This is a genomic window from Sulfurifustis variabilis (assembly GCF_002355415.1).
GTDB classification, from domain to species: domain Bacteria; phylum Pseudomonadota; class Gammaproteobacteria; order Acidiferrobacterales; family Sulfurifustaceae; genus Sulfurifustis; species Sulfurifustis variabilis.
Genome location: NZ_AP014936.1, coordinates 2,763,569 through 2,782,911, shown reverse-complemented (window position 1 = coordinate 2,782,911; position 19,343 = coordinate 2,763,569). Strand labels below are relative to the sequence as shown.

The 19,343-nt window shown below is 68.5% G+C and carries 21 protein-coding genes; 18 read left to right on the top strand and 3 right to left on the bottom strand.

Annotated features, from left to right (window positions below; genetic code table 11):
- Nucleotides 1-15: 15 nt before the first annotated feature.
- Nucleotides 16-993 (top strand): dimethyl sulfoxide reductase anchor subunit family protein, encoded by a 978-nt coding sequence (locus tag SVA_RS13445; RefSeq protein ID WP_096461706.1) that lies wholly within the window; start codon nt 16-18, stop codon nt 991-993.
- 216 nt (nt 994-1,209) lie between these two features.
- Nucleotides 1,210-1,686 (top strand): alpha-ketoglutarate-dependent dioxygenase AlkB, encoded by a 477-nt coding sequence (locus tag SVA_RS13440; RefSeq protein WP_420823887.1) that lies wholly within the window; start codon nt 1,210-1,212, stop codon nt 1,684-1,686.
- A gap of 88 nt (nt 1,687-1,774) precedes the next feature.
- Here SVA_RS13440 and SVA_RS13435 read toward each other — a convergent pair whose 3' ends face one another.
- The 3 genes from SVA_RS13435 to SVA_RS13425 all read right to left on the bottom strand — a co-directional run bounded on the left by SVA_RS13435 (nt 1,775) and on the right by SVA_RS13425 (nt 4,043).
- A complete protein-coding gene (locus tag SVA_RS13435) occupies nt 1,775-1,996 on the bottom strand; it encodes a DUF1858 domain-containing protein (RefSeq protein WP_096461704.1) in 222 nt (73 codons plus the stop codon).
- A 113-nt stretch (nt 1,997-2,109) separates the two neighbouring features.
- A complete protein-coding gene (locus tag SVA_RS13430) occupies nt 2,110-3,258 on the bottom strand; it encodes a cysteine desulfurase family protein (protein WP_096461703.1) in 1,149 nt (382 codons plus the stop codon).
- Nucleotides 3,259-3,383: 125 nt separating this feature from the next.
- A complete protein-coding gene (locus SVA_RS13425) occupies nt 3,384-4,043 on the bottom strand; it encodes an ArsR/SmtB family transcription factor (RefSeq protein WP_096461702.1) in 660 nt (219 codons plus the stop codon).
- Between the two features lie 91 nt (nt 4,044-4,134).
- Between SVA_RS13425 and SVA_RS13420 the strand changes: the two genes are divergently transcribed.
- The 16 genes from SVA_RS13420 (at nt 4,135) to SVA_RS13350 (ending at nt 19,283) form a co-directional block, all read left to right on the top strand.
- The gene (locus tag SVA_RS13420; protein ID WP_096461701.1) at nt 4,135-5,001 is read left to right on the top strand and encodes a sterol desaturase family protein; all 867 of its coding nucleotides are present in this window, start codon (nt 4,135-4,137) and stop codon (nt 4,999-5,001) included.
- Nucleotides 4,988-6,406: a VTT domain-containing protein gene (locus SVA_RS13415; protein ID WP_096461700.1), complete on the top strand. Its 1,419-nt coding sequence runs from the start codon at nt 4,988-4,990 to the stop codon at nt 6,404-6,406. The genes SVA_RS13420 and SVA_RS13415 overlap by 14 nt, the downstream gene beginning before the upstream one ends.
- Before the next feature lie 17 nt (nt 6,407-6,423).
- Nucleotides 6,424-6,780 carry a DsrE/DsrF/TusD sulfur relay family protein gene (locus SVA_RS13410; RefSeq protein ID WP_096461699.1) on the top strand — a complete coding sequence of 119 codons (357 nt, stop codon included), beginning with the start codon at nt 6,424-6,426 and terminating at the stop codon, nt 6,778-6,780.
- A 131-nt stretch (nt 6,781-6,911) separates the two neighbouring features.
- Nucleotides 6,912-7,838 (top strand): MBL fold metallo-hydrolase, encoded by a 927-nt coding sequence (locus tag SVA_RS13405; RefSeq protein ID WP_169924098.1) that lies wholly within the window; start codon nt 6,912-6,914, stop codon nt 7,836-7,838.
- A 21-nt stretch (nt 7,839-7,859) separates the two neighbouring features.
- Nucleotides 7,860-8,582, top strand: coding sequence for a class II glutamine amidotransferase (locus tag SVA_RS13400; RefSeq protein WP_096461697.1), 723 nt, complete (start codon nt 7,860-7,862; stop codon nt 8,580-8,582).
- A gap of 10 nt (nt 8,583-8,592) precedes the next feature.
- Nucleotides 8,593-11,034 carry an FAD-dependent oxidoreductase gene (locus SVA_RS13395; RefSeq protein ID WP_096461696.1) on the top strand — a complete coding sequence of 814 codons (2,442 nt, stop codon included), beginning with the start codon at nt 8,593-8,595 and terminating at the stop codon, nt 11,032-11,034.
- A complete protein-coding gene (locus SVA_RS13390; protein WP_096461695.1) occupies nt 11,031-11,798 on the top strand; it encodes a hypothetical protein in 768 nt (255 codons plus the stop codon). The genes SVA_RS13395 and SVA_RS13390 overlap by 4 nt, the downstream gene beginning before the upstream one ends.
- Nucleotides 11,795-13,156, top strand: a complete 1,362-nt coding sequence (locus SVA_RS13385) for a multiheme c-type cytochrome (RefSeq protein WP_096461694.1) — start codon at nt 11,795-11,797, stop codon at nt 13,154-13,156. Before SVA_RS13390 ends, SVA_RS13385 begins: the two co-directional genes overlap by 4 nt.
- 16 nt (nt 13,157-13,172) lie before the next feature.
- Nucleotides 13,173-13,994 carry a multiheme c-type cytochrome gene (locus SVA_RS13380; RefSeq protein WP_169924097.1) on the top strand — a complete coding sequence of 274 codons (822 nt, stop codon included), beginning with the start codon at nt 13,173-13,175 and terminating at the stop codon, nt 13,992-13,994.
- A gap of 17 nt (nt 13,995-14,011) precedes the next feature.
- The gene (locus tag SVA_RS13375) at nt 14,012-14,656 is read left to right on the top strand and encodes a class I SAM-dependent methyltransferase (RefSeq protein ID WP_096461692.1); all 645 of its coding nucleotides are present in this window, start codon (nt 14,012-14,014) and stop codon (nt 14,654-14,656) included.
- A 123-nt stretch (nt 14,657-14,779) separates the two neighbouring features.
- Nucleotides 14,780-15,163, top strand: a complete 384-nt coding sequence (locus SVA_RS13370; RefSeq protein ID WP_096461691.1) for a hypothetical protein — start codon at nt 14,780-14,782, stop codon at nt 15,161-15,163.
- A 67-nt stretch (nt 15,164-15,230) separates the two neighbouring features.
- On the top strand, nt 15,231-15,776 hold the full coding sequence (locus SVA_RS13365; protein WP_148665479.1) for a hypothetical protein: 546 nt from the start codon (nt 15,231-15,233) through the stop codon (nt 15,774-15,776).
- 25 nt (nt 15,777-15,801) lie between these two features.
- Nucleotides 15,802-16,599 carry a Spy/CpxP family protein refolding chaperone gene (locus SVA_RS13360; RefSeq protein ID WP_148665478.1) on the top strand — a complete coding sequence of 266 codons (798 nt, stop codon included), beginning with the start codon at nt 15,802-15,804 and terminating at the stop codon, nt 16,597-16,599.
- Nucleotides 16,600-16,709: 110 nt separating this feature from the next.
- Nucleotides 16,710-17,093 carry a hypothetical protein gene (locus tag SVA_RS19500; protein ID WP_148665477.1) on the top strand — a complete coding sequence of 128 codons (384 nt, stop codon included), beginning with the start codon at nt 16,710-16,712 and terminating at the stop codon, nt 17,091-17,093.
- Between the two features lie 143 nt (nt 17,094-17,236).
- A complete protein-coding gene (locus tag SVA_RS13355; protein WP_096461689.1) occupies nt 17,237-18,652 on the top strand; it encodes an ethylbenzene dehydrogenase-related protein in 1,416 nt (471 codons plus the stop codon).
- A 1-nt stretch (nt 18,653) separates the two neighbouring features.
- Nucleotides 18,654-19,283, top strand: coding sequence for a DUF2231 domain-containing protein (locus SVA_RS13350; protein WP_179948793.1), 630 nt, complete (start codon nt 18,654-18,656; stop codon nt 19,281-19,283).
- The last annotated feature ends 60 nt before the right edge of the window (nt 19,284-19,343 follow it).

Below are 19,343 nucleotides of genomic sequence, written 5' to 3'. Positions count from 1 at the left end.
TATCTAACGAAACCGATGCATCCCGCCATCTCCGTCATCCTGCTCACGACCCTGATCGGCGTCGGGCAGGGCTTCTTTCTCGCGCTCTACACCGCCGAGGTGTACGCGGCGGTGGAGCTGTTGCCGCGGCAGCCGGCGCTCTTCTACGTGGCCGGCAGCCTGATCGCGTTCGCGTTTCTCGTCGCCGGGCTCGTGGCCTCGTTCTTCCACCTTGGCCATCCGGAGCGCGCGTGGCGTTCGGCTGCGCGCTGGCGCACGTCGTGGCTTTCGCGCGAGGTCATCGTCCTGCCGGCGCTCATGGGCGCCGTGTTCGTGTACGGTCTCGTGCACTACCTCGACTGGGACCTCGGCATCGTCGGTATCCGTACCGGCGAGCCGAGCGACCTGTCGCTGGTGATCGGGGCGGGCGCGACAGGGCTCGCGTTCCTGCTCTTTCTGTGCACCGGGATGATCTACGCCTGCATCAAGTTCCTGCAGGAGTGGGCGAGCTGGCTGACGGTCGTGAACTACACGCTCTTCGGGCTCGCCTCCGGCTTCCTGTTCGCGACGGCGTATGCGGCCTACACCGCCCCGTCGCTGGTCGCGTTCTACGGCGTGTGGACGCTGGTCATCACCTTCGCCGCGATGGTGACGCGCCTGGCGTCGCTGATCCGAAACAGCAGGCTCAAGCGCAAGTCCACCCTCCAGACGGCGATCGGCGTGCGCCACCGGCGTATCGAGCAGAAGTCGCAGGGATTCATGGGCGGCTCGTTCAACACGCGCGAGTTCTTCCACGGCGCGCGCCCCGCCGTGTTCCGATCGATCAAATGGGTGTTCCTGGCGCTCGTTTTCCCGGTGCCGGTCGTGCTGCTCTACGTCGGCATGACGGCGGGGAGCGCCGGGCCGATTGTGATCGCCTTTCTCGTACAGTATGCCGGACTGCTCGCCGAGCGCTGGTTCTTCTTCGCGCAGGCCAACCACCCGCAAAACCTCTACTACCAGGTCGTTTCCTGATCCGATTCGCCGGCCGGTGACGGACCGGTCGCCGGCGGTCTAAGCCTCGTGTCCCGGAAACGCCAAGCCGGCCCGGCCGCCGTGCCCTCGCGGCGCCGTTCCTCCGTCGCCCGGGAGGCGCCACGCGGGTTTCGCTACCAGCCGGACTTCCTGTCCGTCGCCGAGGAGCGCGAGCTGCTGGCGCACATCGAGCGGCTCGCGTTCGAGCCGGTGCGCATGCACGGCGTCGAAGCGCGCCGTCAGGTGGCCCACTTCGGGGTGCGGTATCAGTACGACGCGGGCGCGCTCGAGGCGGCGGACGGGTTGCCGGCGTTTTTGGCGGCGGTCGCGACACGCGTTTCGCACGCCGCGCGGTTTCCGCCGCAGGCTCCGCTCGAGACGCTGGTCACGCGCTATCCGCCCGGCGCCGGCATCGGCTGGCACCGCGATGCGCCCCCGTTCGGGCCGGTAGTCGCCGGCTTGTCGCTCGCGGCGTCCTGCGAGATGCGCCTGCGACTGTCCACGGAGACGGGTTATGAGGTGTATGCCACGGAGCTCGCGCCGCGCTCGCTCTACGTCTTCGCCGGTACCGCGCGTTTTCGCTGGCAGCATCGCATTCCGCCGGTGGCTGCGCTCCGCTACTCGATCACCTTCCGCACGATAAAGAACAGCCCACCGCCCAGGGTGATCCCGAAGAGCGCTAGCTCGGAGTGATAACGACGCGCGGAAACGCGCGGTGCACCCGCTCGGGTCGATCGGTGGTCGGCCACGCCACATGCTGACGTGCTCCGACGGCAGGCGCTCAGTGTCGGGTCACGGCGGCGTTGAGATCGCGCATCAGCTCACCGAGCGGGATCTTGTGCACGCGAGCCGCCCAGCGCACTTTCATTGCGCGCGCCATGAAGGGAAAAATACCTTTGCGCATGTCGGGGCAGCCGTGCTGCAGGAAGACGTCGATGGTCTGCGGGTAGCGCTGGAAAACCGTCCAAACCCGCATGTCGGCGGTAATGAGCTCCCTGTCCATGGGCGGTGCTCCTCTCCGATGACGTCCAGCTCATTCCATGCCGGTCGGTCGAGGATTGCAAGTAATCCTCAACGCTCGAGCGTCCCGACGGGGACAGGCGATCGAGCGCTGCATCAAGGGTGCGCTGCGCGAGCCAACGAGCGCCATGCCGCGACCAGCGAGTTGCAGGCTTCTCTCGCCTGTTCCACTGTCGTGAAGCGACCCGTCGACAATCGAATCGCACCGCGTGCCCGAAGGAGGCTGATGCCCATGGCAGCCAGGACGCCGCTGACGGTGTCCTCGTCTTCATGACAGGCCGACCCTACCGAAGCGGCAACCGCCTCGACGTGCGCCAGCAGATCACGCCCGCTGACGTCCGGGAACGATACGTTCAGCGTGTTGGGCAGACGTTCCACCGGGTGACCGTTCAGAGCGAGACCCGCGACGGCCTCGAGCAGACCGTCGTGCAGCGTGTCGCGGACCCGCCGCAGTTGCCGGGATAGCTCGGGAAGCATGCGGCGTGCCGATTCGGCGGCGCTGCCGAGCCCCACAATGCAGGGCACGTTCTCCGTTCCCGGTCGCAGCCTATGCTCCTGTCCGGCCCCCACGAGCACAGGCGTCAGGGGCGTGCCGGTGCGGACATAGAGCGCGCCGACCCCCTTGGGCGCGTAGAACTTGTGGCCGGCGAGGGTGAGGAGGTCAACCGCCAGTTCATCCACGTTCACGACGATCTTGCCGACGGATTGCGCGGCGTCGGTGTGGAACAGGGCGCCGTGCCGCCTTGCGAGCCGCGCCATCTCGGCAACGGGTTGTATCGTGCCCACCTCGTTGTTGGCATGCATGACCGAAACCAGCACCGTATCCGGGCGCAGCGCGGCGGCGAGGTTCGCGGGATCCACCCGGCCGTACGCGTCCACGGGCAGGACCGTGACCTCCCATCCCTGCGCCTGCAACCGCCGAAACGGCGCAGCCACCGAAGGATGTTCGATGGTGCTCGTGATCAGATGTCGCCCCTTTTCGGACCGTGCCCAGGCCGCACCCGCGATCGCCAGGTTGTTGGCCTCCGTGGCGCACCCGGTGAACACCATCTCGCGCTCGTGGGCGCCGATCAGGCCCGCCACCTGCCGGCGGGCCTTCGCCACGGCATCGGCTGCCTGCGCGCCATAGGCATGTGCGGAAGACGGATTGCCGAATTGCCCGCGCAGGAACGGTTCCATGGCCTCGAGCACCTCGGGCGCGACCGGCGTGGTCGCGTTGTAATCGAGGTAGACGGGAAGGCTCATCCGGGGTGCCTGCTCGGGATCGGCGGTCGGATTATTCGGGGCGAGCAGCGAACGTGTAAGCGCGGCGCGTGGGGAGGGCAGCGATTCGGAAGTTCCCGAGCGCCGGATTGGCGGGTGTCCAACGCTCAATCCTCGACCGGAAGGCCCGCGATTCGCCACTCCGGGAAACCGTCCTGAAGGCGCCGCGCACGGAAGCCCTTCTCCCGCAACCGCGCGACCGCCTCATAGGCGAGCACGCAGTAAGGACCGCGGCAGTACGCGACGACTTCGCGATCTTTCGGCAACTGCTTCAAATGCTTCTCGAGCTCGGCGAGCGGTACGTTGACCGCGCCGGGCACGTGACCCGCCGCGTATTCCTCGGGCGGGCGTACGTCGAGCACGGTGATCAAGCCCTGTCGTGCCCGCTCGAGCAGTTCCGCGCGCGGCACCGGCTCGAGGTTGTCCTTCACGCTCAGGTAGGCATCGACCAGGCGGTCGACTTCCGCGATGTGGCGCTCGGCTGCGTGGCGAAGGGCGATCAGCAGCTCCACCACGTCCTCGCTCGCGAGGCGGTAGAACACCTGCTGTCCCTGCTTGCGCGCACCGACGAGCCCGGACTGACGCAATTGCTGCAGATGCTGCGAGGTATTGGCGATGGAGAGCTTGGCTGCGTGGGCCAGGCTTTCCACGTTGCGCTCTCCCTGGGCCAGAAAGTCGAGAAGCTCCAGGCGGACCGGGCTCGCCAAGGCCCTGGCGATCCGGGCGAACTCCACGAACAGCTGCTGCTTGAAACCGGTGCTTGACATCCTGCTATCCTATCGTATTCAATTAATCAATTGAATATATACAAATCGAGAATAACCAATCCGCAGTGCTGTTTCCACCGAGGAGAACGATATGGGTATCGGCGAGGCGATTCTGAGCTACGAGGCGCCCATCCGCCTCGGCTTTTTTTTCGGCATTTTCGCGGTCATGGCCCTCGTCGAGGTGGTCGCGCCCCGACGGGCGTTGGCCATCCCGAAAGGGCGCCGTTGGGCGAGCAACCTCGGCCTCGTCATACTTAATACCGTGGTCCTCCGCCTGCTCTTCCCGGCGGCGGGCATCGGCATGGCCGCGTTCGCGGCGGCGAACGGCTGGGGGCTGTTCAACTACTACGCCGTCCCGGGGTGGCTGGCCGTGCTGGCCTCGGTCCTCCTGCTCGATCTCGCGATCTACCTCCAGCACGTCATGATGCACTCGGTGCCGGCACTCTGGCGCCTGCACCGCGTGCACCACGCCGATCTCGACTTCGATGTGACCACCGGCGCGCGGTTTCACACGATCGAGATCGTACTCTCGATGCTCATCAAGTTCGCCGTCATCGCGGTGCTCGGCCCGCCGGTGCTCGCCGTGCTGGTCTTCGAGGTGCTGCTGAACGCGACCGCGATGTTCAACCACTCGAACGTGCGGTTGCCGCTCGGCCTCGACCGCTTCCTGCGGCTATTCGTCGTGACGCCCGACATGCATCGCGTGCACCACTCGGTCGAGGACGACGAGACCAACTCGAACTTCGGTTTCAACCTGCCGTGGTGGGATCGTCTTTTTGGCACCTACCGCGACCAGCCGCGCGCCGGCCACGAGGCGATGACCATCGGCATCCGCACCTTCCGGGACCCGACGCAGTGCGACGGGCTCGCCGGCATGCTTGCGATGCCGTTCGTGGGTGCAGTGACCGACTATGCCATCAACCGCCGGGCCTGGAGGAAGACCAATGAGCCAGCCTGAGGCCCTGCACAAGATGTCTTCCCCGCGGCCGGCACAGATCGCGCGTCTCGCGCTTTTCGGCCTGCTTGTTCTCGCCGTCGTCGTGGCGTTCGCCTACCGCGACCGGATCGACGTCGCGGCACTCCAGCTCTGGCTGGAAGGGCAGGGGGCAGCGGCGCCTTTCGCCTTCGTCGCGTTCTACGTGCTCGCGACCGTGCTGTTCCTGCCGGGTTCCGTGCTCACGCTGGCGGGCGGGGCTCTCTTCGGTCCCGTCGCCGGCACGGCGTACAGCCTCATCGGCGCGACCATCGGCGCAACGGCGGCGTTCCTCATCGCCCGTCATGTGGCCGGCGACTGGGTCGCACGCAAGGCGGGCGGGCGGCTGAAGACGCTGATCGACGGCGTCGAGGCCGAAGGCTGGCGCTTCGTTGCGTTCGTACGGCTCGTGCCTCTCTTTCCCTTCAACCTGCTGAACTACGCGCTGGGTCTGACGCGCATCCCGCTCGCGCACTACGTGGTGGCCTCGCTCGTCTGCATGTTCCCGGGCGCGCTCGCGTACACGTACCTGGGCTACGCGGGGCGCGCCGCCGCGGAGGGTTCCGAAAACATGATCCGGATCATACTGCTCGCGCTGGCGCTGCTCGCCGTCGCGCTCTTTCTCCCGAAGCTCATCAAACGGTGGCGGCAGGGAGCGGCCACGGGCGTCGCCGGGCTGAAATCCTCCGAGCTGAAGGCCCGCCTCGACCGGGGCGAGGACATCGCCGTGCTCGACGTGCGCCCGGCGAAGGACTATGCGGGCGAGCTTGGGCACATTCCCGGTTCCATCAACATCCCGCTCGATGAGTTGCCCAAGCGGCTGCCCGAGATCGAGGACCGCCGGGAGCGACCGCTCGCGGTGATTTGCCGGACGAACCGGCAGTCCGGCAAGGCGGTGGGCATGCTGCGCGACCTCGGTTTCAAGCAGGCGCTGCTGGTCGAGGACGGCATGGTCGGATGGACCGGGAAGGCCGGAGCACCCGCGCAGTCCGGCGCGTGCGGCGCCGCGGCGCCCGCGCAGCCGAGCGCGGGTACCGGCAAGACGGTGACCCTCATCATCCAGAACGCGCCGTACAGGGGCGACAACAAGGCATGGCATGCCCTGCGCTTCGCCGGCGCGGCGCTCGCTGGGGACATGAAGGTGCGCGTGCATCTGCTCGACGACGGGGCACAGCTCGCGCGCAAAGGGCACGTCGTGCCGGAAGGTGCAGCGGATCTCGAGAAGCTGCTGACGCAGCTCATGGAGTTCGGCCTCGAGGTGCGCGCGTGCGGCATGGCGCTGAACGACTGCAAGCTGGACGAGCGCGACCTGATCCCGGGCGTGCAGTCGGGATCGATGACGGCACTCGCGGGCTGGGTCAAGGAAAGCGATCTCGTGCTGACGTTCTAAGGAAAGGAGCAGCGACCATGAAGCATCTGTTCGTACTCAATGATCCGCCCTACGGCACCGAGCGCAGCTACAACGGCTTGCGGCTGGCGCGCGAGCTGCTGAAGAACCCCGCGGCCGGGAACGAGGTGAGGGTGTTCCTGCTCGGCGATGCCGCGGCGTGCGCCAAGGCGAACCAGAAGGTTCCGCAGGGGTACTACCATCTCGAGTCGTTCATCAAGATGCTCTTGCGCGCGGGCGCGGCCGTCGGCGTGTGCAGCACCTGCCTGGACGCGCGCGGGATCGCGGACGCGGAGCTGATCGAAGGCACGCATCGGGGCTCACTGGCGGAGCTCGCCGAGTGGACGCAGTGGTCGGACAAGGCGCTCGTCTTTTGAGGACGGCTTACCCTTCCGGGCCGGCGGGCGGAGGCGAGGCGCGCACGCCGGACTGCGACATGGGCCGAAGGCAGTCGCGGTACCGATCATCCTTTCGGCGTAACCCATTCCTTCCCAATCGAGAACAACCCATGACCCGGCTCTTCAAGTTCCTGTTGCCCTTGTTGCCCTTCCTCCTGCTTGCGCCCGCCTTCCCGGCCGCCGCCCTCGAAGTCCAGAAAGTGACCGAGGGCGTCTATGCGCTGGTCGGCGAGCTCGGGCAACGTTCGCCGGAAAACCTTGGGAACAATGCCACGTTCGGCGTCGTCGTGACGAAGGACGGCGTCGTCCTCGTCGATCCGGGCGGGAGCCGCGAGGGTGCGCAGCGCATAGAGGCCGCCATCCGCACCGTGACGGACAAACCGGTGACGCTCGTGATCAATACGGGCGGGCAGGACCACCGCTGGCTCGGCAACGGTTACTTCAAGGCGAAGGGTGTGCGCATCGTGGCATCCAAGGCGGCCGTGGCGGATCAACGCGCCCGCGCCCGCGATCAGCTGATCCTGCTCGACAACCTGGTGGGCGCGAAGGGCATGGCCGGCACGACGCCGGTCTATGCCGACGAGACCTTCGAGGAGCGCAAAGAGCTCACGCTCGGCGGCACGAAGCTCGTGCTCCGTCACGCCGGACCGGCGCATACGCCCGGCGACAGCTTCGTGTGGTTGCCCCGCGAGAAAGTCGTCTTCACCGGCGACGTCGTCTACGTCGAGCGCATGCTGGGCGTGGGCGCCGAGTCGAAGAGCGGTAACTGGGTCAAGGTCTTCGATGAAATCGCGGCACTCGAACCGAAGTACGTCGTCCCCGGCCACGGCAGGGCCACGACGCTCGAGCGCGCGCGGGCGGATACGTACGACTATCTGGTTGCGCTGCGCGCGAGCGTGAAGGAGTTCATCGCCCGGGGCGGCGGCATCGAGGAGATCGGAAAGATCGACCAGTCGCGCTTCAGGTACCTGCAGGTCTACGAGGAGCTCAAGGGCCGGAACGCCCAGCAGGTCTACCAGGAGATGGAGTGGGAGTAGGCGACGGCATCGGGAGGAGACATGTGCGAGCTTTTCGGCATGAGCAGCGGGCTCCCGGTCCGGGCGGTGGCGCCGCTACGCGAGCTTGCCCGGCATGGTGGCGAGACCGCGGACAATCCGGACGGCTGGGGTATCGCCCGTCTCGAGGAGGAACGGCTCGTGATCGACAAGGCGCCCGAGCCGGCCGCGGGAAGCGCGCAGTACGCGCAGCTCGCGGATACCGTGCGCTCGACCCTCGTGATCGCCCACGTGCGCAAGGCCAATCCGCCGACCGATCGCATCGAGGCGAACACCCACCCGTTCGTCCGCGACTGCTGCGGGCGGTCATGGGTCTTCGCCCATAACGGCAGGATTCCGACGCTGCTCGAGCCGAACGGGTGCTGCCGGCCGCGTGTCCCGATGTGCCTCGGCGACACGGACTCGGAACGCGCGTTCCATTTCCTGCTGGAGGAGATCGCGGGCGTCGTGGCGGCCGGCGAGGCCGGTGAAGTGCCATGGGTCGAGACTGTCGCGAAGCTCGGCGCGCTCATCGCCGGCTACGGCCGGTTCAACTTCCTGCTGTCGGATGGCGACGTGTTGCTCGCGTACGGGCACGACCGGCTGCACCGGCTCACGCAGCGCGCCGACCGCTACAGCCGCACGCTCGTCGCCACCGAGCCGCTGACGGCGGATGCCTGGGAACCGTTCGCCCCGGGCGAACTCCGGGTGTTCCGCTCCGGCGAGCAGATCCTGCGATTGAATTGAGAGGCTGCCGATGAACGCGATCGCCCCGGTGCTGCCCCAGTCCGTCCCGTCGACCGGCGCGCGGCGGGTGATCCTCATCCAGCCGATCACGCACGCACCGCGCGCGAGCGATGGGAGCGAGCAGGATGTCCTGCCCCGCAAGTACTCGCTCGGCGTGCAGCTCTTCGCCTTCGCCGCGTTCACGCTCGCCTTCGTCGGCTGGCTCAACGAGTCGTGGCTGTTCCTGTTCGAGAATCCGGTGTGGCTCAACCGCTATACCGAGTACGCGATCATTCTCGGCTTCGGCCTCTGGCGAATCTACGCCGAGCAGAACCGCTACACCCGCCTGCGCCTGACGGTGCTCGTCGCCGCCGTCACCGTGCTGTGGTGGCTCATTCCCTGGCTCACGCCGTTCTTCGAGCCTTACGTCGGCTATCTTTGGAGCCAGCCGGTGTTTCCGGGGCTGCACGTGCCCGGGACGGTGACCTTCTTCCTCGTGCTGGCCGCGGTGTTCCTCTTCGGCCGTCGCGTGATCTGCGGCTGGAACTGTCCCTGCGTCGGCATCCGCGAGACCGTGGGCTTCGCCTTCCGTGACCGCACGGTGCGCGGCAAATGGGCGTGGCGGCTGCGCCACACGAAGTGGTTCTTCTTCGTGTTCTACGTCGGCGTGATGGTGGTCACGCAGTATCCGCCGAACTCCTGGACCGTGAGCTTCGTCGGAATGTTCTATCTCGTCGTCGGCCTCACCTACTTCGGCACCTTCTTCGTCGCGCCGATCACCGGCAACCGGTTCTACTGCCGCTATCTCTGCCCCTACGGCGCGACCTTCGGGCTCCTGAACCACGCGGGCTTCTACGACGTGCGCCTGGACAGCACGAAGTGCAACGACTGCCGGCGCTGCGAACAGGTGTGCGACATGGGCATTCCGGTGTGGGAGCAGGGGAAGAAGCACGGGCGCATCACCGGCATCGAGGACTGCATGGGCTGCGCGCGCTGCGTGGTGTCGTGCCCGACGGACGCCCTCGAGATCCGCGACGTGCGCAACCTGTTCCGGCCCGGCCTCGTGCAGAACGGCAGCCATCTCATGAAGAAGCGGCCAGTGCCTCTCGTGCCGCGGATCGATCCGGAGCCACGGCCGGTCGCGGAGCGCGTGCGCGACGACGACGAGATCTACCTCCGCCCCGCGCTCGCCGAGATCGAGAAGCAGGCGGCGCGCTGCCTCGACTGCGGCGTGCCCGGCTGCCGCACCGGCTGCCCCTTGCAGAATCGCATCCCCGACTGGATGCAGGCGGCCGCACGCGGCGACTTCGTCGAGGCCGCCGCCATCGCGCAGTCGACGAGCGCGCTTCCCGAGGTCTGCGGCCGCCTCTGCCCGCAGCACCGGCTGTGCGAGGGAAGCTGCACGAAGGCAAAGGAAGACGGCGCGGTCACGATCGGCGCGATCGAGCGCTACGTCACCGAGATCGCGTTCGAGCAGGGATGGGGGCCGGGCGAGCCGGCGCGCCGCGACGGCCGGCGTGTGGCGGTCGTGGGCGCGGGCCCCGCGGGCCTGTCGTGCGCCGATTTTCTCAATCGCGCAGGCGTCACCGTGACCGTGTACGACCGCGCCGAGGAGATCGGCGGCCTGCTCGGGCACGGCGTCCCGCCGTTCAAGCTCGATCGCTCGGTGCTCGCGACGCGCCGCGCACTGTTCGAGGCAGCAGGTATTCGCTTTGCGCTCGGTACGGACGTCGATCGGGCGGCGCTCGCCCGGCTCGTCGCCGACCACGACGCCGTGTTCATCGGCACCGGCACGCAGAAGGCGCGCGAGGTGCCGCTGCCCGGGCGCGCATTGCCGGGCGTCCATGCCGCGCTCGATTTTCTGTCGCAGTCCGTCGCGCTTCGCGGCCGGCGGGTCGCGGTGCTCGGCGCCGGAGACACGGCGATCGACTGCGCCCGCCACGCCCGGCGGCTCGGCGCGAGCGCGACGATCCATGCGCGCGCCGGCGCGGACCGGCTGCGTGCATCGCCACGAGAGGTGAAGGTCGCCCGGGAGGAGGGCGTCGAGTTCCAATTCGGCCACGCGCCGATCGCCATCGTCGGAGAGGGCCGGGCGAGCGGCGTGCGGTTCGAAGCGAAAGGCGGCATCCGCGACGAGCAGGCGGACGTCGTGGTGCTCGCCTTCGGGTTCGAGAGCGAGCCGCCCGCGTGGCTCGCCGATCTCGGCGTGGAGACGGACGAAACGGGACGGATTCGCGTGGACGGGCGCGGGCGCACGACCCGCCCCCGCCTCTACGCCGGCGGCGACAACGTCAGCGGGCCCGACCTGGTCGTCACGGCCATGGCGGCCGGCCGGCGGGCGGCCGAAACAATTATTAAGGATACGGCCGGCTGGCGGCGGGCCGTGCACGCGCTCGCGCTTCGGCGGCCGGCGCCCGCGCCGGACGCCGCGCCGCTGGCCGCGAAGCAGTCGCTCTCGGGTGTCGGCGCGTGAGAGCCGCCCTCGTCGGCGCGTTTGCCTGCCTCATGCTCGGGACCCCCATCGTTGAGGCGAGCCACGACTGGGGCGGCATCGACGTGTGCAAGACCTATCGCGACCGCGTCCCGCCCGGGCTCGACCCGATGCTCCTGCCGGAGCCGGACGCGCGCGGCGCGCGACTTCTGAAACAGTACTGCACGCAATGCCACGAGCTGCCGGGTCCCGGCCGGCATACGGCCGAGGAGTGGCCCGCCGTGCTCGAGCGCATGGCGGTCCTGATGGACGTGTCGCAGCGTTTCCGCGGCCTGATGGGCAGGATCGCGGCGCCGAACACCGACGAGCGGGCCGCGCTCGAGGCGTATCTGTCGGCGCACGCCCTCGCGCCGATGCGCGGCACGCCCCGGGGGCCGGGAGCCGCTGAGTTCGCGCAAGCCTGCGCCGGCTGCCACGCCCTGCCCGCGCCGGGCCAGCACGCCCCGGAGGAGTGGGGCGACGTCGTCGCGCGCATGCAGCGCAACGCCGCGATCATGCAACGCGGCGCGTTCGATGCGCGGGCGGAGCAGGCGATCCTCACCTACCTCGCTTCCGCCGCCGGTGACCGGTACACGAGCGACCCGCACGGCGCCGGCGTGCAGCCGTCGCGCCAGCCGGCGTCGGATTCCGAGCCGTCCGACTGGACGCTCCGGCGGCTCGCATACCTGTCGCCGTTCTTCGCCGTTGCCGCGCTCGGCGTCCTGCGCTGGTGGCGCGCCGCGCGTGCGCGAAGGGCACTGCGATGAAGCGGCGCGCGTACATCTGGATCACGCTCCTCGCCACGCTCGTGCTGGTGCCCGCCGGTTACGCCTATGTGCAGTGGAGCAAGAGCGGGCCGGGCAGCGGGGTGTACTCGCGCGCGTGGACGCCCGAGCCGGTGCACGCCTACTGGGACCCGGACCGCTTCTACCAGTCGGTGCAGACGGTGCAGGGCGAGTTCAAGGGCGAGGAGTGCCTCGCATGCCATCAGGCGGTGACGCCCGGCATCGTCAAGGACTGGCGCGCGAGCCGCCATGCGAGCCCCGGCCCCGGGAAGGAGCCGGTCTATTGTTCTTCGTGCCATGGCACGAACCACCAGGCACTGAAGATGCCGACCCCGAAGGTGTGCGCGCAGTGCCACGAGAATCGTCACGCGGAGTTCGTCGACGAGAAGCGTTTCGGTTTTCCGAGCCACGCGCTCGCGATGGAGCGCGCGGTCGACGCGAAGCACTTCGCCGACAAGCCCAAGGCCGAGGTGGCCTCGTGCCTGCAGTGCCACTCGGTCGCGACCAAGTGCGACTCGTGCCACACGCGCCATCGCTTCACCGCCGCCGAGGCACGCCGCCCCGAGGCCTGCATCACCTGCCACAGCGGTCCGCCCCACCCGGACGACGACAGCTACTTCGCCTCCGCGCACGGCAAGCGGTATCTCGCCGAGGGCGATCGGTGGGACTGGTCGAAGACGCTCACGAAGGGCAACTACCCGGCCCCCTCCTGCGCCTACTGCCACATGCGCGACGGGAAACACCAGGTCGCGGACAAGACGATCTGGAAGTTCGGGCTGCTCGAGGTGAACCCGAACACCTCGGGCAACGAGGTGCGCCGAAACGCCTGGGTCGAGGTGTGCAGCGACTGCCACGAGGCCCAATGGTCCGCGGAGCGGCTGAGAGAGCTCGATCGGGAGCGGCGGACGGCGTGGGCCAAGCTCGACCGCGCCGAGACCGTGCTCAAGAACCTGCGCTCGAAGGACCTCCTGCACCCGGGCGCGGGCGAGCGACCGCCGTACCCGATGGACTTGATGGAGCGCCTCCTGCCGCACGCCCGCATCGGCTATTACGACGGCCAGGCCTCGGCGTTCTACAACGTCTCGCCGATCGAGCGCGACTACTTCGAGATGTGGTACTTCGCGAACCTCGGCGCCTACAAGAGCGCGGCGCACGGCGACGCGGGCTCCACCTCGAGCTGGCACGCGCAGATGGACCGCGCGCTCGAGTCGATCGAGCAGCGCGCGCAGGCGCTCGAGGAGCAGGGCGAGGCGGAGAAGAACGCGCTCGGCCGCCGCCACGACCCGGGACCGGCGTGGCTCGAGGGCGAGTACACGACGCACAACCGGGATCGTAACTGACATGCAACCGAGGTGCGTGCCCGTCCTTTTGGTTCTTTCGCTCACCGCGCTCCTCATGCGGCCGGCACTCGGCGCCGAAGCGCCGGACGGCCCATTCCGTAACGGCCAGTGCCTGAGCTGTCACGCCGGGCGCAGCCCGGAGCTCGTCGCCGCATGGAAGCGCAGCGCGCACGCACGCGCGGCACCGAAGGCGGATTGTGTCGCCTGCCACGGCAGGACGCACGACGGTGCTGCGGTGCGGGCGCGGCGCGACGCGACTTGCGTCGCGTGTCACGAGAAGCGCGATCGGGCGAGCGTGCACAGCTACGCGACGTCGAAGCACGCGGTGATCGTGAAGCTCGAGCAGGACGGATGGGACTCGTCGCAGCCGCTCGCGCGCGGGAACTACCGCGCGCCGGGCTGCGCCTATTGCCACATGCACGCGGGCGAGCACGACACCGGCAGGGGTGTTTCGGGCTGGAAGCCGTATGCGTCGACCGACGGCGAAGAATTCGTGCGCGAGCGCACGGCCGCTGTCTGCGGCGCTTGCCACGCGCCGCGCTATGTCGGCGAGCAGCTTGCGACCGGGGCGCGCATGCTCGAGCTCGCGCGCATGAAGATCCGAGAGGCACGCGACGTCGCCGCACGTCACCACGATGCCCTCACCGAACCCGAGCGGGCCGAGGTCGCCCGGCTGCTTCTCGGCATGGAGCGCCACGCGCGCAACGTTCGGATCGGGGTCGCTCACCAGTCGCCGGATTACCAGTGGTGGCACGGGCACCCGGCGCTCGACGGCGATCTCCTGCGCGTCAAGGGAATCGTGTCGGAGCGCGAACGGCGGCTTGCCCTGCCGCGCTGAGTCGGCGCCCTTTTCCCGTGACGCCCACGAGCCCTGCCGAGTACGACGCCTGGTACCAAACCGATCGCGGCCGGTGGATCGGCGAGACGGAGTTCGGGGTGATGATGCGGCTCCTCTCGCCGCGGGAAGGGGAGACGCTGCTCGATGTCGGCAGCGGCACCGGCTACTTCACGCGTCGCTTCGCGGGCGCCGGCCTGGCGGCCGTCGGTCTCGAACGGGAGCGCGCGAGCGTGGCCTACGCGCGCCGGCTTGCGCCCGGGATTCCGTTTCTGATCGGGGACGCAAAGTCGATTCCCGTGCGGGATTCCTCCTTCGATCACGTCGTCGCGGTAACGAGCCTGTGCTTCGTGGAGGAGCCCGCGCGCGCACTCGGCGAACTGTGGCGCGCCGCGCGCCGCGCGGTGCTCCTCGGCCTGCTGAACCGACGCAGCCTGCTCTACCTTCAAAAGCACGAGCACGGCGGATATCGCGGCGCGCGCTGGGACACGTTGCGGGAAATCCGAGTGTGGGCGGCGCGGCTCGTTCCTGCTCCCGACATCGTTGCGCGCAGCGCCGTCTTCATGCCGTCCGCCGGCCCGTTGGCTCGACGGGTCGAGCGGCTCGCCCCCGGTTTTCTCCCGTTCGGGGGGTTCCTCGCCGTGTGTCTGACCAAATCCCCCTAGGCCACGCGGCGACCGGTTTCCCTGCGGATGAAAGGGAAATCGGCCCGAGCCAGGTTCGCAACGTTTGCGCGCGCCGCGCCGTTTCCCGATACTCGTACGCGGGAAGTCCGTAGAGAGGGAGCGATGAGGCTGCCCGACCTTTCGCGCCGCATTCTCGGTCGTCGCCGGCGACATGCCGGTGTCCTGACTGTCGCGATGCTCGCGCTCTCCTTCGCTTTCTCGCTGTGGCCCTGCTGCGAGCTCTTCGCGGGTTCACCCCCGCACTCCGGTCAGGCGCAGCACGGCGGCGTGACGCACGACCCCGGTCCGGGACCCTGTGCCTGGATGGACGCGGGCGACGTTGCGCTCCCGGAGATGGCGCCGGGTGCGCACGCCGGATGCGATGTCCTCCCTCCCGTGCCATCGCGGACCGCGCCGGCCGTCGCCGTGCGGGCCGTGTCGCACATCGGGCTCTCCCGCGGCCCGCCCGGGCCGCTGTACCTCGAGTTCCATCGGCTGCTGTTGTAGCCGCGTGGCCATGCGGTCCGCGCACGACGTCTTGTCGTGCGCGTGGACATCAGCGAGGTGACGCGGCGTGCAGCGGCAGGAAATCACAGTCTCGGAGATTGAAGCCAGGACCCGCCTTCCGAAAGAGGTGCGCGGCGGTCCCGGCGGCCTTCTTTCGAATCTCGTCTTCTGGATCGCGCTCGCCGCGCCGCTGCACTTCGCCTGGGAGTGGGCGCACGCGACGTTGTATACGCTCTGGCGTGGCGCAAGCGGTTCGGTCGTCGCCTACTCGATCGCGCATTGCACGGCCGGGGACGCGCTGATCGCCGGGGTGTCGTATCTGGCCGGCGCGGCGTGCGGCCGCGCCGTCGACTGGCCGAACATCGCGCCTATACGCGGAACGACGGCCGCGGCGCTGTCCGGCGTCGGCTACACGGCCTTCAGCGAATGGCTCAACGTTCATCGCCTCGGATCCTGGGCGTACACCGATGCGATGCCTCTGGTCGCAGGCATCGGCGTGACGCCGCTGCTTCAATGGCTTCTGGTTCCGTCGGCGATGGTTTTCATCTGGCGCTGCTTCCGGCCGCGCGGTCCTCGACAGACGCGATGCGGTGGCGCCGGCAACGAAAAGTGAACATGTTCAACAACGGAGGTGACGCATGACCTGGAAAACGTCTTTTCAAGTTCGACCGATTCCTCGCGCGGCCGCGCTCGCGCTGCTGCTTGCGCCTGCCGTCGCTTTCCCGCAGGCGGGCATGATGAGCGAGGAGGGGACGGCGCCCGTGACGGGCGAATACGCGCCGGGGTACGGCTACGGTTACGGCCCGGGATGGGGGATGGGCCCGGGAATGATGGGGCCCGGAATGATGGGACCCGGAATGATGGGCCAGGGCGGCTGGGGCATGGGTCCGGGCATGGGCATGATGGGTCCGGGCATGATGGGGCCCGGAATGATGGGCCAAGGGGGGTGGGGCATGAGTCCCGGAATGGGCATGGGCCCCGGCATGATGGGCGGCATGGGGATGGGGTGGGGCCCCGGGACGGGCGCGGGTCCGTTCGCCATGCTCGATCTCTCGGACGAGCAACGCCAGCGGATCGCCAAGATCCAGGAGGACGTGCGCAAGCGCCACTGGAACACCCAAGGGAAGATTCTCGAGGAGCAGGCACGCCTGAGCGAGCTCTACGGGGCCGAAAAGCCGGACGCAAAACAGATCGGCCAGGCCTACGGCAACATCGCGAAGCTCCAGCAGGAGATCATCGAGGGCAACGTGCAGGCCCAGAACCAGATGCTCGACGTGCTGACCAAGGAGCAGCGCGAACAGCTGACCCAGTGGCGTCGCGGCATGGCGCGAGGGGGCATGGGACCGCGGGGCTACGGCCCGGGGCGCGGCATGGGTCCGGGAATGATGTACCGCGGAACTCCTCCCGGTGGCGGTTCGCCGTCCGGCTCCCAGTAAGTACCGGGCCTCGTTGCAGGGCGTCGGCCGGCCGGCGCCCTGTCCGCCCCTGGAAAGGAATCTTGACCGGGGTCAAAGATCGTTACGGCGGCCGGGCGCATAAAGACACCATGTCGAAGCTCGCGAGCATGCTCCTGGCGGCTTCCGTCCTCCTGGCGGGAGTGGGATATGTACCGGTCGCAAACGCATGTGCCGATGCGCACGCCGATCCGGGAGCGGCCGGGACCACCAGGGCACCGGCAGAAGCGCAAGGTCTTCCGGACACGAACGTCGCGATCGGCGCGGTCGCCTCCGGCGCGGCTTGCGAGTGCGATTGCGCAGGCTGCCTGTCCTGCGTCGCGAGCACCGGCTGTGCGAGCCACGGCGCGGCGGCGTTTACGCCGGGTGTGGCCGGTGCCGATCCCGGTGTCGTCGTTACGCAATTCCACTGGTCCTCGCCTTCCCTGAGCTTCCTCGTTCCGACCGATACCGAGCCTCCCCGCGCCGCGGCCTGACCGCATCGGCGCAGGCTGGACGCACGAGACGTCTCCCGCGTGCAGCTTCCGGCGCCGATCTTCGCGCGCGGCGCATTGCGTCGCGCCTGCATCGCAAGCGGCGGCCGTGGTGACCCTGACGGACCGCTGCCGAAGGAGGGAGTATGAAAAAGCAATTGGTGGTTGTCGTCGCCGGTCTGTTCGCGGCCATGCTGCTCGTTTCGTGGCTGACGCACGGCACGGGCGTGGTGAAGGACGACCTGAAACAAAACGTCTACATCCCGAAAGAGCTGACGATGCCGTTGCAGGTGCAGGCGGCCTACGACGGCGAGCGGATGTTCTTCCGCTATCGCTGGCCTGCCAGGCAGCCGTCCATCTACCACGACATGCTGGTCTATCGGGGCGGCAAGTGGGAACGCGTCGGCAACAGCACCGTGGGGCCCCAGCCGCAGGGGATCTACGAGGATCGGGTCACGATGCTCGTCGACGACGGGTCGGTGCCGGAGTTCGAGAAGTACGGCGGCTACATCACGATCGGCGACCGCATGCGCTTCTTTACGGGCGAGGCGACCAAGGCGGAGGTGAACGCGCACCCGTATCTCGGCAAGAAGAAGCAGAACGAGGTCGGCAAGCACCTGCCCGGGACGCGCACGAATCCGGGGGATTGGCGTTCGGTGGTCCCGGAGGAGCAGCTCGCGGCGCAGCGCCAGGCCGGATACTTCCTCGATCTCTGGCACTGGCGCGCGCACCGCTCGAACCCCATCGACAAGTCGGACGATCAGTTCGTGGCCGAGGCGCGCTACGGCGACGGCGGCAAGGGTGTCTTCTTCACGAACTGGGACGGGGACAAGAAGCAGCCGAAGCTCATGTTCGACCCGGCGAAAGCCGGCACCGCGGCGCTCAAGTGGGATGACCTCGCGCGCCGCAAGCTCGGTTTCGACGATCTCTACTACATGCGGGAGGATCAGGCGAAGCCGTTCGATCCCAATCACGCCTGGAAGGAGGGCGATACCATCCCGAGACGGGTACTGCGCGCCGGCGAGGGATCGCGGGCCGACATTTCGGTCGTCGGCAAGGCCCGCTGGAAGGACGGGTACTGGGACGTGACCCTGATGCGGGCCATGGACACGGGCCATCCGCTCGACGACAAGATTCTGCGCGATCAGGGCCGCTACACCGTGGCATTCGCCGTGCACCGCGACACGAACGGAAGCCGCTGGCACTACGTCTCCCTCCCCGTCTCGCTGGGCCTCGCGCGCAACGCCGACCTCACCGCGGTGCGCTTCACCGGCGAGACGCCGCCGTGGAACCAGCCGTGGCACGAAGTGAAGCTGTTCTATCCCGGCCAGGTGAGCTGGCCGATGTTGAACAGCCAGCGCCACGCCGGGGCCGACAACATCCGGAAGGGCGTGCCGGTCAAGTTCCGGCACAGCGAGATCCAGCTCGCGAACTACGGCGTCGAGGTGGAGTTCAACGAGGCGATCCGCGGCCAATGGGGTTACACGCTGTTCGCCGGCGTGCTGCTCATCGGCGGCTTCGGTACCGCCGTCAACCTCTTGATCCCGCGGAGGAGGAACTGACATGGGTGCCTATCACGCAATGCTCGTGCACTTCCCGCTGGCGCTGTGGACCACCGCGGCGCTCGTGATCGCCATCCGGGCCGTCTCGGACGGCACGTTCGCGCGCGCGGCCGACCGCGTCCTCGCGCCGTTGCTGCTCCTCGGCGCGTTCATGGGGCTCGCCGCCTACGTCGTCGGGCTGCTGGTGTGGCCCTTCGAGGCGATGACATCGTCGCCCCTGGGGCGCAATCACCTGTTGCTCGGCACCTGGACGCTCGCCTACTGGGCGCTGCTCTGGGTCACGCGCGCGCGGCTGGGCGAGGCGGTGTGGGACGGCGTCAACCGCTGGATCATGCTCGGTCTCGCGGCGCTCGGGGCCGGGCTCCTCACCATCACCGGTACGCTCGGCGGCCACCTCGTCGGCAACCCGACGGCGGTGTCGCAGGTCTTGCGCGCCCTCGGCTGGGAGGTCTACCGCACGTTCTATCTGCCGACGTTCGTTCTGGTTCTGCTCGTCGTCGCCGCGATCGGTTTCGTGGCGCTCGGCTGGTGGGGCCGCGCGGAGCGTGCGGTTCCGGGCGGTGAAGCCAGCGCGGCTTCGCGCGCGGCCGCCCGCTCTCCCGAGCGGACCGGTCGCAAAGTCGCCGCATGAGATAGCCGGTCACCCGTCCGCCCGTTCCACCGGCGGACGGGACCGACCGACATGGAGGGC